The following is a 17,051-nucleotide window of genomic DNA, read 5'->3' as shown; positions in this document are numbered from 1 at the left end:
AATCAACAATGAACAAACAACGAGGCTTCACGCTTATCGAACTGATGGTGGTCATTGGCATCATTGCCATCCTCAGCGCTATCGGTATCCCCGCTTATCAAAACTATCTGCGCAAAGCCGCGCTGACAGACATGCTGCAAACCTTTGTCCCCTACCGTACTGCCGTCGAACTCTGCGCGCTGGAGCACGGCGGAACAGAAACCTGTGATGCCGGAACAAATGGCATCCCCTCTGTGACCACCACCCGCTATGTCTCAGGTATGAGCGTGGAAAAAGGCGTGGTCAGCCTCAGCGGGCAGGAAAGCCTGAACGGGCTAAGCATCACCATGACGCCGGGTTGGGACAACGCCAACGGCATAACGGGCTGGAATCGCAACTGCGCTATCCAGAATGACAGCGCGCTGCAACAGGCTTGCGAAGACGTTTTTCGTTTTGATGCCAACTAAGGAAAAGAGATGAATACCACCCAACTAACGGCGCTGTGCCAGCGCTATCAGGCCATATTACTGGATGCAGACAATGACGCGGTGCATATCGCCGTTGTGGATGCCCCTTCCCACGAACTGCTGGATGCATTGCATTTTGCCACGACCCGACGCATCGATATTGTGTGCTGGACGCGTCAGCAAATGGAGGGCCACACACACGCGCCGCGTAAAATGCTCCCGGCCATCATCACAGAAAGCAGCGCAACTGCCGCAGGGTTGTTGAACCATGCTTTTCAATCCGCGTTGGCACAACGGGCTTCTGATATTCATATTGAACCTGCGGAGAATCACTACCGGATCAGGATACGTGTGGATGGCGTACTACACACATTACCGGAAGTCACAACCGAGATGGGCATTGCTCTCGCTGCAAGATTAAAGGTATTAGGCAGTCTGGATATTGCCGAGCACCGACTCCCGCAAGATGGACAATTTACCGTGGAGATTTCAGGTGACCCCATTTCGTTTCGCATCGCCACGCTGCCTTGCCGATGGGGTGAAAAAGTAGTGCTACGCCTGCTTCATCAGGTTAATCAAACGCTGGAGGTCAACGCACTGGGCATGCATGAGGCACAGTTGGCTGCGTTTTCACAAGCATTACAGCAACCACAGGGTTTGATTCTGGTCACCGGGCCGACCGGGAGCGGCAAAACGGTTACCCTGTACAGCGCGCTACAAACCCGAAACACCCCCGATGTGAATCTCTGTAGCGTAGAAGATCCGGTCGAGATCCCCATTGAAGGACTCAATCAGACACAAATCCATCCTCGCGCCGGACTTAATTTTCAGGGTGTATTACGTGCACTACTGCGCCAGGATCCCGACATTATTATGGTAGGCGAAATCCGCGACGGCGAAACAGCTGAGATTGCCCTGAAAGCCGCACAAACCGGTCATTTGGTTCTTTCGACACTGCATACCAATTCCACCAGTGAAACACTGATACGCCTGCAGCAAATGGGGGTGGCACGCTGGATGATTGCCTCCGCGCTGACATTAATAGTTGCGCAGCGATTAGTCAGAAAATTATGCCCACATTGTCGGCGACGACTTGATACTCCCATAACACTCCCGGCAACACTTTGGCCCACGCCACTACCGCGTTGGCAGGCACCCGGTTGCCAACACTGCTATCACGGGTTTTATGGTCGAACCGCTCTGTTTGAAGTACTGCCCATTACGCCTGCGTTGCGGCAACGTATTGCCGATGGTTCATCCGCAGACGTTGTGGAATCGGATGCTCAGCAAGCGGGTATGAGTACTCTTTTCGAGGATGGCTGTCAGGCGGTGGAACAAGGGTTAACGACATTTGAAGAACTGATCCGCGTACTGGGCACGCCCCATGCCAACTAAACACCTCTGGCGCTGGCAAGGAATAACCCACGAAGGTCAACCTGTAGCAGGGATGCTATGGGCTGATACCCGACCATCGCTCCTGTTTGTGCTCGAACAGCAGCAGATTACGCCGATTCACATTAACCGGATGCGCGTTAAAACCTCGCACTGGAGCAGAGCAAACAGTGCCGAAGCCATACGCCAGTTGGCAACATTGCTTAAAGCGGGATTGACGCTTTCCGCTGGGTTAACTCTGCTTGCTGAACAGCATCCCAGCAACCAGTGGCAGGCATTACTGCGCACGCTGGCTTACGATATGGAACAAGGCATTGCGCTGTCAGCCTCGCTTTCGCGGTGGCAACACGTATTTCCCCCGCTGTACCAGGCAATGATCCGCACCGGAGAACTAACGGGCAAACTGGACGACTGCTGCTTTGAACTTGCCCGTCAGCAAAAAAACCAACAGCAACTCGCTGATAAAGTCAAAAAAGCACTACGCTACCCCATTATCATTCTTGCCATGGCGATAATGGTCGTGCTGGCGATGCTGCATTTTGTGTTACCTGAATTTGCCGCCATCTATCGCACGTTCAACACCCCGCTACCGACTCTCACTCAGTGGATTATGGCCGCGGCACACTACAGCAGTCGATGGGGATGGCTGGCAGGGTTGCTCTGCCTGGTGCTGGGAACAACATACGGATTGATAAAGCAGAAACCCTACTGGCTTATTCTGCGTCAGAAAACACTGCTGCACTTCCCCATCATCGGGCCGATGGTCAGGGGGCAAAAACTTACACAGATCTTCACCGTACTGGCATTAACACAAAACGCGGGCATTCCCTTTCTGCAAGGTCTGGAGAGTGTCACTGAAACCCTTAACTGCCCTTATTGGTCCCAACGTTTGGCACAGGTGCATCACGATATCAGTGCCGGGAAGCCGGTATGGCTGGCGCTTAAAAATAGCGGTGAATTTAGTCCGCTTTGCTTGCAACTGGTGAGAACCGGTGAAGCTTCCGGCTCTCTGGATGCGATGTTGCAAAACCTCGCCCGACATCACAGCGAGTACACGCTATCTCAGGCCGAAAATTTGGCGTCATTACTTGAGCCAGCCTTGCTTGTCATTACGGGGTTGATTATCGGTACGCTGGTTGTGGCAATGTATCTACCGATTTTTCATCTGGGAGATGCAATGAGTGGTGTGGGATAAATTTAAATGTCGGATGACGGCATAAACGCCTTATCAGGCCTACACAGAGCATGAGCGTAGGCCTGATAAGCTGTGCGCCATCAGGCGTTTAACAGTACGACCTGTTCTTACAGGCTATTGAAAACGCGGTTTTCTTGTTCCTGTACACGAATAAACGTTGTACGTTTGGTCAGCTCTTTCAGACGGGATGCACCGACATAAGTACAAGCAGAACGCAGTCCGCCAAGGATATCGCGAGCGGTATTATCAACCGGGCCGCGCAGAGGCAGCTTAACGGTTTTACCTTCAGCGGCACGATACTGAGCAACACCACCAACATGGCGCGTCATAGCAGACTCAGAGCTCATACCGTAGAACAGCATGAATTTCTCACCGTTCTCTTCAACGATTTTACCGCCGCTTTCTTCATGGCCGGCCAGCATGCCGCCGAGCATCACGAAGTCCGCACCACCGCCAAACGCTTTTGCCACATCACCCGGCATTGTGCAGCCACCGTCGCTGACAATCATGCCACCCAGGCCGTGCGCTGCATCAGCACATTCAATGACGGCAGAAAGCTGCGGATAGCCAACGCCAGTTTTTACGCGGGTGGTACATACAGAACCTGGGCCAATGCCCACTTTGACGATATCAGCACCGGAAAGCACCAGTTCTTCACACATCTCGCCGGTGACCACGTTGCCAGCACAGATCGTTTTTGTCGGCCAGGCCGCACGTGCTTTCGACACAAACTGAACAAAGTGCTCTGAATAGCCATTTGCCACATCAATGCAGATAAAGTTCAGCGCTGGATTCAGTGCCAGAATCTGTTTGGTTTTTTCGAAATCAGTGTCCGACGTCCCGGTTGAAACCATCACGTGTTTCAGTACATCGGCTGAGGAATCTGCAATGAAAGCGGCCCAGTCTTCAACAGAATAGTGTTTATGCACAGCGGTCAGGATGTCGAAGGAGGCAAGCGCCGTTGCCATGGCAAACGTCCCAACGGTGTCCATGTTCGCGGCGATAATCGGTACGCCGGACCAGGTCTGACCTGAATGTTTAAAGGTGAATTGACGTTCCAGTTCAACATCGGAACGACTTTTGAGAGTAGAACGCTTAGGGCGGATAAGAACGTCTTTGAAACCTAACTTCAGATCTTCTTCGATACGCATGTGCGGATTCCTGGGGTTAATGGCGAAAAATCGAAACTCACAACTCCAGTGACGCTATCATACGCACTAATCAATGCCGCGCAAGACTGCGAAATTCTCTTTTTTTACGCTACAATCCCATAAATTTACCTGGCGAATAGTAGGTTAATCCTGCAGCAGCCTCGCCTTCGCACGCTTAACTTTTAACTGTTTGATAATCAAACTTAAACTCCAGGATCTGCATCTATGAGGTATACGGTAGCCTTAACCGGCGGCATTGGCAGTGGTAAAAGTACCGTTGCAAATGCGTTCGCTGACCTCGGAATAAACATCATTGATGCAGATATTATTGCGCGCCAGGTGGTTGAACCCGGCACACCCGCCCTTAAGGCGATTGCAGAACATTTTGGTTCCGAGGTGATAGCCACGGACGGATCGTTGCAGCGACGCATTTTACGCGAACGCATTTTTTCCGATCCTGATGAGAAAAAATGGCTAAATGCCTTGCTCCACCCACTTATTCAGCAGGAAACACAGCGTCAGTTTCAGCAAGCGACCTCTCCTTATCTGTTATGGGTCGTCCCCTTGTTGGTAGAAAACGCGCTGTATAAAAAAGCCGATCGTGTACTCGTCGTGGATGTCACCCCTGAGACTCAACTCAGGCGAACCATGCAGCGCGATGATGTTACGCGCGAGCACGTTGAACAAATTTTGGCTGCCCAGGCAACACGTGAAGCACGCCTTGCCGTGGCAGATGATGTTATTGATAATAATGGCGCACCGGATGCTATCGTCTCGGATGTCGCCCGCCTGCACGCACTCTATTTGCAATTCGCGTCGCAGTTTGTCTCACAGGAAAAACCGTAATGCACACCCAGGTCCTTTTTGAACACCCTCTCAATGAGAAGATGCGTACATGGTTGCGCATTGAGTTTCTGATCCAACAACTCTCCATTAATTTGCCCATTGTGGATCACGCAGGTGCACTGCATTTTTTCCGCAATGTGGGGGATTTACTGGATGTATTTGAACGTGGCGAAGTCCGTACTGAACTCCTCAAAGAGCTGGAAAGACAGCAGCGAAAACTTCAGGCCTGGGTTGAAGTTCCGGGCGTCGACCAAAGCAGAATCGACTCTTTACGTCAGCAATTAAAAAGTGCGGGCAGTATTCTGATTTCTGCCCCGCGCATCGGACAAACCCTGCGTGAAGACCGTCTGATTGGCCTTGTTCGCCAGCGTTTAAGTATTCCCGGCGGATGCTGCAGTTTTGATTTGCCGACTTTACATATCTGGCTGCATCTGTCACAGACTCAGCGTGACACACAGGTTGAGACCTGGCTTGCCAGCCTGAACCCGCTCAACCAGGCATTGTCTCTGGTCCTGGATTTAATCCGCAACTCAGCACCGTTTCGTAAGCAAACCAGCCTGAATGGTTTTTACCAGGACAACGGCGATGATGCAGACCTACTGCGTTTACAGTTGCCGCTCGCTTCGCAGCTTTATCCGCAAATATCGGGTCATAAGAGCCGCTTCGCCATTCGCTTTATGCCACTGGATAGCGAGAATGGTCAGGTGCCTGAGCGCCTCGATTTCGATCTGGCGTGCTGTTAAGGAGTTAAGATGTCTGAACAAACTATCGTAAACTGCCCAACCTGCGGTAAAGCAGTCGTGTGGGCAGAAGTCAGTCCGTTTCGTCCATTCTGCAGCAAACGTTGTCAGTTAATCGACCTGGGTGAATGGGCCGCGGAAGAGAAGCGTATCCCAAGCTCCGGCGATCTGTCAGAAAGCGATGACTGGAGCGAAGAGCAGAAGTAATTCAGCGACAACGGCAGGCCGGATAAGCGTTGCGTCCCCGCAATAATTTGCCGGATGCGGCGTTGCCTTATCCGGCCTACAACACCATTAGCCAGCAATCAACTTTTCAATGACCGGCGCATTCGCGGGCGGGAAATCCTGCGCATTCAGAGCGGCTTGCGCAATCCACTGCGCTGGCTGCCCCTCTTTTCCCCATGGCTCGCCTTCCCAGCTTTCAACCAGCCAGAACCACAGAGTGATATGCCTGTCCGGAAACTGATACTCCAGCTTTTCGAACAATGAACTTTGAGTCGGCGTGATCCCTACTTCTTCCTGTAGTTCGCGAATCAGCGCCTGCTCCGGCGTTTCGCCCGCTTCAATTTTCCCGCCGGGGAACTCCAGCTTATTGGCCATGTGGGCATCAGCCGCACGCTGGGTGATAAAAATTTCATTGTGCTGATTACGAATAATCCCGACGGCGATCTGCAATATTTTCATTTTCATCGTCCATAAAAAAGGCGCAGAAGTCTGCGCCTTTTCAGTGAGTTATTTTCTTAGCTCAGACGGCCATGGCACTGTTTGTATTTTTTACCGGAACCGCAAGGGCACGGATCGTTACGTCCCACTTTACGATCGCCGGTTTGTGCCGCCAGCTCTTCTGCGACAGCAGACTCATCATCTTTGTGGCTCAGTTGCTGCATCTGCGCTAAACGCTCAGCATCTTCGCGACGCTGCTGCTCCATCGCTTCTACTTCTTCAGGCATACGCACCTGAACTTTGCTCAGGGTGCTGATCACTTCGTACTTCAGTGATTCCAGCATTGATGCAAACATAGAGAAGGATTCGCGTTTATATTCCTGCTTCGGATCTTTTTGCGCATAACCACGCAGGTGGATACCCTGACGCAGATAGTCCATCGCCGCAAGGTGCTCTTTCCACAAGGAGTCGAGAGTTTGCAGCATCACGCCTTTTTCGAAGTGACGCATCATCTCTGCGCCCACAACGTCTTCTTTACGCTGATAAACTTCTACGGCGTTTGCCAGAATACGTTCGCGCAGCGTTTCTTCGTGCAGCTCAGGCTCTTTATCCAGCCACTCTGAAATCGGCATCTCGAGGTCGAAATCGTTTTTCAGACGTTCCTGCAGACCCGGGATATCCCACATTTCTTCCAGAGACTGCGGCGGAATATAGGCATCAATCGTTGCTTTGAAGACATCTTCACGGATGCTGTTGATGGTCTCGCTAACGTCAGATACGTCCAGCAGTTCGTTACGCTGGGTGTAGATTGCGCGACGCTGGTCGTTGGCGACATCATCATATTCCAGCAATTGCTTACGAATGTCGAAGTTGCGGCTTTCTACTTTACGCTGCGCGTTAGCAATCGCTTTGGTTACCCATGGATGTTCAATCGCTTCACCTGGCTTCATACCCAATTTACGCATCATGCCAGACACGCGGTCGGAGGCAAAAATACGCATCAGCGCATCTTCCATCGACAGGTAGAAACGAGAAGAACCCGCATCCCCCTGACGACCGGAACGGCCACGCAGCTGGTTATCGATACGGCGAGATTCATGACGTTCGGTACCAATGATGTGCAAACCACCGGAGGCCAACACCGCGTCGTGACGCACCTGCCAGTCAGCTTTAATCTGTGCGATTTGTTCTTCTGTCGGATTTTCCAGCTCGGCGACTTCTGCCTGCCAGCTACCGCCCAGCACGATATCCGTACCACGACCCGCCATGTTAGTGGCAATGGTCACGGCTGAAGGATAGCCCGCCTGTGCGACGATTGCTGCTTCGTTAGCGTGGAACTTGGCGTTCAGCACGTTATGCTTGATACCTGCTTTGGTCAGTTCGTTAGAGACCACTTCAGATTTTTCAATGGAGATAGTACCCACCAGCACCGGCTGGCCATTTGCGGTACGCTCTTTAATATCTTCAATGATCGCCTGAATTTTTTCCGCTTCGGTCATGTACACCAGATCCGGTAAATCCTTACGGATCATCGGACGGTTAGTTGGTACAACTACGGTATCCAGCTTGTAGATGGAGCTAAATTCAAAGGCTTCGGTATCTGCTGTACCGGTCATACCGGCCAGTTTTTCGTACAAACGGAAGTAGTTCTGGAAGGTAATAGATGCCAGCGTCTGGTTCTCGTTCTGGATCTCTACGCCTTCTTTAGCTTCAACAGCCTGGTGCAGACCATCGGACCAGCGACGCCCCTGCATGGTACGGCCGGTGTGTTCATCAACGATGATAACTTCGCCGTCTTTCACGATGTAGTCAACATCGCGGGTAAACAGCACGTGCGCACGCAGTGCGGCAGTCACGTGGTGCATCAGCATAATGTTGCCTGGAGAGTACAGAGACTCACCCTCATCCATAATGCCTTCGTTAACCAACAACTCTTCAATCAGTACCAGACCACGTTCGGTCAGGTTAACCTGGCGCGCTTTCTCATCAACAGAGAAGTGGCCTTCGCCCTGGAATGTGTCAGAATCTTCCTTCTCCTGACGGATCAGGTTTGGAATGATTTTGTTCACTTTCTTGTACATTTCCGAGCTATCTTCAGCCGGGCCGGAAATGATCAGCGGAGTACGTGCTTCATCGATCAGGATGGAGTCGACTTCATCGACCAGCGCATAATGCAGTTTACGCTGAACGCGCTCTTCCGGGCTAAACGCCATGTTGTCGCGCAGGTAGTCAAAGCCGTATTCGTTGTTGGTACCGTAAGTGATGTCAGCATTGTAAGCTTCACGCTTGGCCGGAGCCGGCAGACCTGACATGTTGATACCTACGGTCATACCGAGGAACTCAAACAGTGGGCGGTTATTTTCGGCGTCACGCTGAGCCAGATAGTCGTTCACGGTAACGACGTGTACACCTTTCCCGCTTAATGCGTTCAGGTAGGCTGGCAACGTTGCGGTCAGTGTTTTACCTTCACCGGTACGCATTTCTGCGATACAGCGATCGTTGAGGACCATACCACCCAGCAGCTGAACGTCGAAGTGACGCATACCGAACACACGCTTACTCGCTTCACGGACTACCGCAAATGCTTCCGGGATCAGGCTTTCCACGCTGGCACCTTTTTCCAGACGGGCGCGGAATTCGGCGGTCTTCGCTTTCAGCTCATCATCGGAGAGTTTTTCCATCTCCGGTTCCATCGCGTTGATGACGTTGACTACTTTGCGCATACGACGCAGCGTACGCTCGTTACGGCTACCGAATACTTTCGTTAATAATTTGATTAGCATAATAAAATCTCAAACGCCCCGCGGTGCGGAGTCAAAATTATAAGTTGGAAGGTTCTTTTTTAGCTGAGGCGTTGAGGACCAGCGCGGATACCCTGCTGCTGGCTTATCCAGACAGGAACACTAAACGCGGCCTGAGAAGTGAAATGGGCATATGTCACGCGACTTACTGTCGCCGGCGGTCTGCCTTCCTGCGTCAGCATCGCGCTAAGCGTATTCAGTAACGCAAGATGGTGCGCCTGGATTGGCAACGGCTCTTCGGCAACGGGCAGCGCCTGAGGGGCCATAGCAAAAGAAAGATGGCGTATAACCGTACGAATGGCATGTTGATGCCAATAATCAACAGTAAAATTCGGGCGACGGTTAGTGGCTTCCAGCAAAGCAAGCTGGTTAAAGTTAACTTTAGCGCCTTGATCGTGATTGCTGGCGGTCGCCTTCGCGGGGGTATTAGGTTCAGCAGCATTACCGATCGCGGGCAGGCCAAAACTTGCCGCGACCATCCCTAATAAGAGATGCGGCCAGAAGTACCGTCTGCCTAACTGTCGCCAACGCGTCAGTATTCCACTCACGTTATTGCCACCTGATCTACCCTGCGTTTGGGGTTATAAATGCAAAACCATTTTTTGCGCACAAATATTACCATTAATGCGTTCGCACCACAGCAGTAATGACGCAAGTCGCGGGTAAATATGCTTAAGAAAGCAGCGATCGCTCAGTATTTTAATCTGACAGCGGGAAAAAAGTCGCATCGAAAAAGACGGTGAGCTATTGGAGGATAAAAAAAACGACTGGCTCACCTGGCCGGAGAGAGTGCCAGATTGACCAGTCGAATTTATACGACAGATATACACTTCATCCTTCAAGCTGCCTCTTTGTTGGCTGCCTTCTCTCACCCCAGTCACGTACTGGTCGTACGTTCCTGAGGATTCGCTCAGTTGCCGCCTTGATGCAACTTGAATGATTTTGTGTATAGTTATTATGCCAGTACAGTCGAAGGCGCTTTGAACGCCAGCGGCAGTTCTGCGTCGTCCTGGAAGGTCACATATTCCCAGGCTTCCTGTTTTGCCAGGACCGCCTGCAACAGTTTGTTATTCAATGCATGACCGGATTTATACGCGGTAAATGCACCAATAATGTTGTGACCACACATGAACAAGTCACCGATCGCGTCGAGCATTTTGTGACGAACGAATTCATCTTCAAAACGCAGGCCGTCTTCGTTCAGTACGCGATAATCGTCAACAACGATGGCACAATCGAAGCTGCCGCCCAGGCACAGGCCGCGGGACTGCAGATATTCGATATCACGCATGAAGCCGAAAGTACGCGCACGGCTGATCTGACGCATGAACGCATCAGCAGAGAAGTTCATCGCATAGCGCTGGGTGCTGGAGTCGATCGCCGGATGGTTAAAGTCGATGGTGAAATCCAACGTAAAACCATTATACGGCTTAAACTCAGCCCACTTGTCGCCATCTTCGACGCGAACGGTCTCTTTGATGCGGACAAATTTCTTCGCACTGTTCAGTTCTTCAATACCTGCATCAAGCAGCAAGTAAACGAACGGAGCAGCACTACCATCCATGATCGGGATTTCCGGGGCATTAACCTCAATAACGATGTTATCGATACCTAAGCCCGCCAGAGCAGCATTAAGATGCTCAACGGTTGAAATCCGCACATCATGCTCGTTGACCAGACACGTACAGAGCATGGTATCACGCACAGATTTGGCATCGGCCGGGAAATCTACCGGAGGATTCAAGTCGGTGCGACGATAGATGACCCCGGTGTTGGCCGGCGCAGGGCGTAATGTCAGGGTGACTTTTTTGCCGGTATGTAAACCGACGCCAGTCGCCTGAACGATACGTTTAAGAGTCCTTTGTTTGATCATCGTATAATCTCGCCAAATTACCTATCCAACCGAAGTGTACTATACATTCGGTGGGCCAGTTTAGCACAAAGAGCCACAATCCCCAAATTCCAGCTAATTCTTAATCAGCTTGCTTACGCAGGAATGCAGGGATATCCAGATAATCCGGCTCTTTAGTGGTCTGCGGCGTATTGTCGTTAACCACCTTCGCTACCGGTTTTTGCTCTTGCGTCAACGGCGCCATGCCGTGCTGCTGGTAACGATCCATTACCGGCTGCTGAACCTGCTTGTTGGTCACCAGAGTGATTTCAGGACGCTTGTCCATACCAATTCCAGTGGCAACAACGGTAACGCGCAGTTCGTCGTTCATATCCGGGTCCAGAGAAGTACCGATAACCACAGTCGCGTTATCCGATGCAAATGCACGAATCGTGTTACCCACGGTTTCGAACTCATCCAGACGCAGGTCGAAGCCCGCAGTAATGTTAACCAGCACGCCACGCGCGCCAGACAGATCGATATCTTCCAGCAGAGGTGAAGAGATAGCCATTTCAGCCGCTTCTTCAGCGCGATCTTCACCGCTCGCCACGCCAGAACCCATCATCGCATAGCCCATTTCGGACATCACGGTGCGCACGTCTGCAAAGTCGACGTTCATCAGGCCCGGACGGGTAATCAGTTCAGCGATACCCTGGACTGCGCCTTTCAGCACATCATTCGCTGCGCCAAACGCATCCAGCAGGGAGATACCGCGACCCAGCACTTTCAGCAGTTTGTCGTTCGGGATAGTGATCAGAGAGTCCACATGTTTGGACAGCTCGGTGATACCCTGCTCCGCAAATGCCATACGCTTCTTGCCTTCAAAGTTGAAAGGCTTAGTCACGACAGCAACGGTCAGAATACCTAAATCTTTTGCTACTTCAGCAACCACTGGCGCTGCACCGGTCCCGGTCCCGCCGCCCATGCCTGCTGCGATGAACACCATGTCTGCGCCGTCAAGCGCTGCACGCAGAGCTTCACGGTCTTCGTCTGCCGCATTGCGACCGACTTCCGGGTTTGCACCCGCGCCCAGACCCTTGGTGATGCCGCTACCAATCTGAATGGTCTGTCCAACCGCCGTTTTACGCAACGCCTGAGCGTCGGTATTCACCGCGAAGAATTCAACACCTTCGATGCGCTCGCGCACCATGTGTTCAACGGCATTACCACCGCCGCCGCCGACGCCGATGACTTTAATCACCGCGTCATTGGTCAGTTCCATAGGTTCAAACATAGTTTCTCTCTCCGTTTTACACTTTATCCTTCAAGCCGCCTCTTTGTTGGCTGCCTTCACTCACTCCCGTCACATAGTAAACTATGTTCCAGGAGATTCGCTCAGTTGCCGTCGCGATGCAACTTGAATGACGTTGTGTATGTGCCTGTCGCCTGAGGCCGTAATTATTGCCGGCCTCATAAAAATTAAAACTCTTTTCGCAGCCAACTATTGAGTCGTTTAATCCACGAGCCAACTGATGCCGTTACACGTTTTTCAACTTCAGCTTCACCACTTAAATGGGATTCTTTCCCGTAATGAAGCAACCCCACTGCCGTTGAATAATACGGCTCCTGGGCATAATCTGTCAGACCGGTAATATTGAGCGGCGCACCAATACGCACCTGCGTATGAAACACGCGCTGAGCGCAAGCCGCAAGACCTTCAATTTGCGCAGCACCACCGGTTAACACAATCCCCGCCGCCAGATGATGTTTCACACCCTGCTGGCGAAGTTGTTCCTGTAATTGCAAAATTTCTTCGTTGACCAGGTTAAGCAGCTCGGTATAACGCGGCTCAATGACCTCAGCCAGAGTCTGACGTTGCAGACTGCGTGGCGGACGACCACCGACGCTTGGCACTTCAACGCTCTCATCTTTACCAACGATAGAACCCAGCGCACAACCATGACGCACTTTGATGGCTTCAGCATCGCTCGGCGGCGTACCAAAGGCATACGCGATATCGCTGGTGACCACATTCCCTGCATAAGGGATTACTTTGGTATGGCGCAACGCCCCGCCAGTATAAACGGCGATGTCCATTGTACCACCACCAATATCGACCACGCAGACACCCAGCTCACGTTCGTCTTCCGTTAACACGGAATAACTGGCTGCCAACCCGGCAAATATCAGTTGGTCAACTTTCAGGCCACAGCGTTCAACGGCTTTGACGATGTTCTTCGCCATGTCGTTGTGGCAGGTAATCAGATGTACTTTTGCCTGCATACGCACGCCGGAAAGACCGACCGGATTTTTAATGCCTTCCTGGTAGTCAATGGCGTATTCCTGTGGAATAACGTGCAGTACACGATGTTCATCGCGCACACGTACGGATTTTGCCGTATGCACAACATTTTCCACATCTTCCTGGGTCACTTCCTCTTCGGAAATGGGCACCATACCAATTTCATTCTGACAGCTAATATGTTTACCTGAAAGCGCCAGATACACTGAGGAAATCTGGCAATCTGCCATCAGTTCAGCCTGGTCAATGGCGCGCTGTACGCATTTCACCACTGACTCAAGGTCATTCACCCCACCTTTATCCATACCTCGCGATGGGCAACTGCCCACGCCAATGATATTGACCATACCGTCGGGCAGAACTTCCCCTACTAAAGCGGCTACCTTCGCGGTGCCAATCTCCAGTCCAACTACCAGTTTTCTGTCCGTCGCCTTGATCATTGTTGTTCTGCCTGTGCCTGATTCTGTTGCTGATTAGATTCCTCAGGAGGCAAGGGAACCCAGCCTACTGCCGCTCCTGAGTCATAACGCAAATCAACGTAGCTAATCCGTTTGCCATCGGTTTGCGCCTGCTGCTGTAAAACCGGGTAGAGTTCCACAAAGCGAGCCAAACGTTTTATCGTATCGCCCCTGCCCAGATTGAGCTTAATATCGTTATTAAGCGTTAACTGCCAGGAACGACGAGCGGTCATCGCCGCTTCCTTCAGGGTGAATCTATCCTTAGCCAGCACCTGCCCCATATCGCGGAACCCTTGCAACACTTCACTCGCGCTACCTTCCGGACCGTACAACATGGGTAATACCTGCTTATTGGCCCGACCGGTTGGGACGCTGAATGTATTGCCATCGGCATCCACCATATGTTGGTCATTCCAACGCGCTATTGGCACATATTCAACCAGATGAATCTTCAATTCATCAGGCCACTGCTTTCTGACGCTCGCCTGCTTAATCCAGGGAAGGCGTTCAATCTGACTCTGAATGATGTTCACATCCTGAGTCATAAAGGTTCCCGGAGCGCCCAGCGCCAGGATGGACTGACGGATATCGTCATTGCGCGTGTAATGTCGCTCACCGGTCAATACCAGCTTCGACAATGGCAAACGCTGCGCATCTTCCATCCATCCCAACACGACCCAGCCGCTGACAAACACGGTGCACAGCACTGTCAGCAGGAACAGTATTCCTGCAAGACGCGTTCCATTATTGCGGCGTGAGGAGTTTACTTCTTCTTCATCACCGTTTCGCGTGTTCAGCGCAGCCTGCGACATATCAGTCCGCCAACGCCAGAATTCGAACCACCAACTGCGAGAAGCTCAGGCCCGCCTGACGCGCCGCCATCGGCACCAGGCTGTGGCTGGTCATACCCGGAGAGGTATTCGCTTCCAGCAGATAAAACTGGCCATCGCTGTCCAGCATGACGTCAATACGGCCCCAGCCTTTACAGCCCAATGCGTTCCACGCATTCAGGACTAACGCCTGTAATTCGGCCTCCTGGCCAACTTCCAGACCTGCAGGGCAGAAATATTGTGTCTCATCAGACAGATACTTCGCCTCATAATCATAGAAGGTTCCCGCGGGTTGGATACGTATTGACGGTAAAATTTCTTCGCCGAGTATCGCAACTGTGAATTCTGGCCCACTGAGCCATTTTTCAATCAGTACTTCTTCATCATGCTGAAAAGCCAATGCTAATGCAGTTTGCAAAGCATTTTCTTCTTCAACTTTTGACATCCCGACGCTGGAACCTTCACGGCTTGGTTTCACAATCAACGGCAAGCCTAACGCAGAAACTCTCGTAACCACTTCATCGCTAAGTCCTTTTTCAAACTCAGCACGGGTCAATGCCACCCATGGCGCAACGGGCAATCCAGCCCCCTGCCACAGCAGCTTGCTGCGCAGCTTGTCCATTGAGATAGCCGATGCCATAACGCCGCTACCGGTATACGGCAGGCCGATCTGCTCCAGCATGCCCTGCAACGTACCATCTTCACCGCCGCGACCGTGCAGAGCAATAAACACCTTCTGAAAACCCATTGATTTCAGAAGAGTGACATCAACCTCTTTCGGGTCAACCGGATGGGCATCTACACCACCTTCACGCAACCCGGCGAGTACAGCCGCGCCAGAATTCAGCGACACTTCTCGTTCTGCGGAGGTGCCCCCTAACAGGACCGCGATTTTATCAGCCATGTTGTTCCTCCTCCGGGTTTTGCGGCCTCAGTTTGATTTCAGCTAAGGAACGTGCGATTTTGCCGATATTTCCAGCACCTTGCACCAAAATCAGATCGTTGCCGGTTAATACCGGTGCCAGCATTTCCGCTACCTGGGCCGGATCGGACACCAGAATAGGATCGATCTTACCGCGACCACGAATGGTACGGCACAGCGAGCGGCTATCTGCACCCGGAATCGCGGCTTCGCCCGCGGCATACACGTCCAGCATCAGCAGCGCATCAACCTGTGTCAGCACATTGGCAAAGTCGTCGTACAAATCGCGCGTACGCGTGAAGCGGTGCGGCTGGAACAGCATCACCAAATTTTTGTCCGGCCAACCTGCGCGTGCGGCTTTGATCGTGGCGTCCACTTCCGTTGGGTGATGGCCATAGTCATCGACCAGCATCGCAGTTCCGGCTTTCCCGTTCACCGGCTCAAGCGGGAACTCGCCGAGGAAGTCAAAACGACGCCCGGTCCCCTGGAAACTTTCCAGCGCGCGTAAAATAGCCTCGTCTTCAATGCCTTCTTCTGTTGCAACTGCCACCGCCGCCGCCGCGTTCAGCGCATTGTGGCGGCCCGGCGCGTTTAACGTAACGCGTAAATCAGCCATCCCCTGGCGCAGCAGCGTAAAGTGCCCTTGTGGGCCGATCTGTTGATAATCTTCCACGCGAACGTCAGCATCATCGCTGAAACCATAGGTCGTAGTCTGACGGCCAACTCGCGGTAACAGCTCGCGGATCACCGGATCGTCAACGCACATCACCGCACGACCATAAAACGGCAAGTTATGCAGGAAATTAATAAACGTCTGCTTTAAATTTTCGAAGTCGCCATGGTAGGTATCCATATGATCGGCTTCGATATTGGTAACAATCGCCACCATCGGCTGCAAATGTAGGAACGACGCATCGCTCTCATCCGCCTCCGCAATTAAATAACGGCTATGACCCAGACGCGCATGGACGCCTGCAGCCTTCACCAGACCGCCGTTGACAAACGTCGGATCCAGCCCCGCTTCCGCGTAGATGCTGGAGACCATCGCCGTGGTCGTGGTTTTACCGTGGGTCCCGGCAATGGCGATACCGTGACGAAAACGCATCAACTCTGCCAGCATCTCCGCACGGCGGATCACCGGGATACGCGCTTCATGGGCCGCAACAATTTCCGGGTTATCCGCAGAAATAGCGCTGGACACCACCACCACGCTCGCATCACGCACGTTTTCCGGGCGATGATTAAAGAAAATCGTGGCGCCCAGATTCGTCAACTGCTGCGTCACCGGATTCGGCGCTAAGTCAGAACCGCTGATCTGATAACCTTCATTGGCCAAAACTTCGGCAATACCGCCCATACCGGCACCACCGATGCCGACAAAGTGGATGTGCCGAACGCGACGCATTTCGGGCACGATGGAACGCAGTTTTGCCAGTTGTTGTGTATTCATTCTTTAGCCATTAACTTCTTAGTT

General features: G+C 52.2%; 16 protein-coding genes. 6 read left to right on the top strand and 10 right to left on the bottom strand.

The features are described 5' to 3' along the window. Positions 1-8 precede the first annotated feature (8 nt). From ppdD to hofC, 3 genes are read left to right on the top strand one after another with little or no spacing between them, the layout of a single operon-like run. Positions 9-446, top strand: a complete 438-nt coding sequence (gene ppdD / locus FDX24_RS22950; protein WP_115643883.1) for a prepilin peptidase-dependent pilin — start codon at positions 9-11, stop codon at positions 444-446. Between the two features lie 9 nt (positions 447-455). Continuing rightward, positions 456-1,841 carry a type II secretion system protein GspE gene (gspE, locus tag FDX24_RS22945; RefSeq protein ID WP_121584205.1) on the top strand — a complete coding sequence of 462 codons (1,386 nt, stop codon included), beginning with the start codon at positions 456-458 and terminating at the stop codon, positions 1,839-1,841. After that, positions 1,831-3,033: a protein transport protein HofC gene (hofC, locus tag FDX24_RS22940; protein ID WP_121584204.1), complete on the top strand. Its 1,203-nt coding sequence runs from the start codon at positions 1,831-1,833 to the stop codon at positions 3,031-3,033. The genes gspE and hofC overlap by 11 nt, the downstream gene beginning before the upstream one ends. A gap of 107 nt (positions 3,034-3,140) precedes the next feature. On the opposite strand, the gene FDX24_RS22935 is transcribed toward hofC, so the two are convergent. After that, positions 3,141-4,184 carry a GMP reductase gene (locus FDX24_RS22935; RefSeq protein WP_040229985.1) on the bottom strand — a complete coding sequence of 348 codons (1,044 nt, stop codon included), beginning with the start codon at positions 4,182-4,184 and terminating at the stop codon, positions 3,141-3,143. 225 nt (positions 4,185-4,409) lie between these two features. On the opposite strand from FDX24_RS22935, the gene coaE reads away from it, so the two are divergent. From coaE to yacG, 3 genes are read left to right on the top strand one after another with little or no spacing between them, the layout of a single operon-like run. Continuing rightward, positions 4,410-5,030, top strand: coding sequence for a dephospho-CoA kinase (gene coaE, locus FDX24_RS22930; RefSeq protein ID WP_048212686.1), 621 nt, complete (start codon positions 4,410-4,412; stop codon positions 5,028-5,030). Next, a complete protein-coding gene (gene zapD / locus FDX24_RS22925) occupies positions 5,030-5,773 on the top strand; it encodes a cell division protein ZapD (RefSeq protein WP_048212687.1) in 744 nt (247 codons plus the stop codon). Before coaE ends, zapD begins: the two co-directional genes overlap by 1 nt. Positions 5,774-5,782: 9 nt before the next feature. Further along, on the top strand, positions 5,783-5,977 hold the full coding sequence (yacG, locus tag FDX24_RS22920) for a DNA gyrase inhibitor YacG (RefSeq protein ID WP_005124648.1): 195 nt from the start codon (positions 5,783-5,785) through the stop codon (positions 5,975-5,977). A gap of 87 nt (positions 5,978-6,064) precedes the next feature. On the opposite strand, the gene mutT is transcribed toward yacG, so the two are convergent. The 9 genes from mutT to murC form a co-directional block, all read right to left on the bottom strand. After that, on the bottom strand, positions 6,065-6,454 hold the full coding sequence (gene mutT, locus FDX24_RS22915; protein WP_137364993.1) for an 8-oxo-dGTP diphosphatase MutT: 390 nt from the start codon (positions 6,452-6,454) through the stop codon (positions 6,065-6,067). A 56-nt stretch (positions 6,455-6,510) separates the two neighbouring features. After that, the gene (gene secA, locus FDX24_RS22910) at positions 6,511-9,216 is read right to left on the bottom strand and encodes a preprotein translocase subunit SecA (protein ID WP_137364992.1); all 2,706 of its coding nucleotides are present in this window, start codon (positions 9,214-9,216) and stop codon (positions 6,511-6,513) included. A 59-nt stretch (positions 9,217-9,275) separates the two neighbouring features. Continuing rightward, on the bottom strand, positions 9,276-9,782 hold the full coding sequence (secM, locus tag FDX24_RS22905) for a secA translation cis-regulator SecM (RefSeq protein ID WP_061067247.1): 507 nt from the start codon (positions 9,780-9,782) through the stop codon (positions 9,276-9,278). Positions 9,783-10,189: 407 nt separating this feature from the next. Next, complete coding sequence (lpxC, locus tag FDX24_RS22900) at positions 10,190-11,107, bottom strand: UDP-3-O-acyl-N-acetylglucosamine deacetylase (RefSeq protein WP_048212691.1); 918 nt, start codon at positions 11,105-11,107, stop codon at positions 10,190-10,192. A gap of 100 nt (positions 11,108-11,207) precedes the next feature. Further along, on the bottom strand, positions 11,208-12,359 hold the full coding sequence (gene ftsZ / locus FDX24_RS22895) for a cell division protein FtsZ (protein ID WP_003018753.1): 1,152 nt from the start codon (positions 12,357-12,359) through the stop codon (positions 11,208-11,210). Between the two features lie 185 nt (positions 12,360-12,544). Then, positions 12,545-13,807: a cell division protein FtsA gene (gene ftsA / locus FDX24_RS22890; protein ID WP_003018755.1), complete on the bottom strand. Its 1,263-nt coding sequence runs from the start codon at positions 13,805-13,807 to the stop codon at positions 12,545-12,547. Beyond that, entirely contained in the window at positions 13,804-14,637 is an 834-nt protein-coding gene (ftsQ, locus tag FDX24_RS22885; RefSeq protein ID WP_048212692.1) for a cell division protein FtsQ, read from the bottom strand. Before ftsQ ends, ftsA begins: the two co-directional genes overlap by 4 nt. Before the next feature lies 1 nt (position 14,638). Beyond that, positions 14,639-15,559, bottom strand: coding sequence for a D-alanine--D-alanine ligase (locus FDX24_RS22880; RefSeq protein WP_121584201.1), 921 nt, complete (start codon positions 15,557-15,559; stop codon positions 14,639-14,641). Continuing rightward, a complete protein-coding gene (gene murC / locus FDX24_RS22875; RefSeq protein ID WP_137364991.1) occupies positions 15,552-17,027 on the bottom strand; it encodes a UDP-N-acetylmuramate--L-alanine ligase in 1,476 nt (491 codons plus the stop codon). The genes FDX24_RS22880 and murC overlap by 8 nt, the downstream gene beginning before the upstream one ends. Positions 17,028-17,051: the final 24 nt, after the last annotated feature.

Source organism: Citrobacter sp. wls716, from assembly GCF_005280975.1.
Classification (GTDB): domain Bacteria; phylum Pseudomonadota; class Gammaproteobacteria; order Enterobacterales; family Enterobacteriaceae; genus Citrobacter; species Citrobacter youngae.
This window is presented reverse-complemented; position numbering and strand designations above follow the sequence as displayed.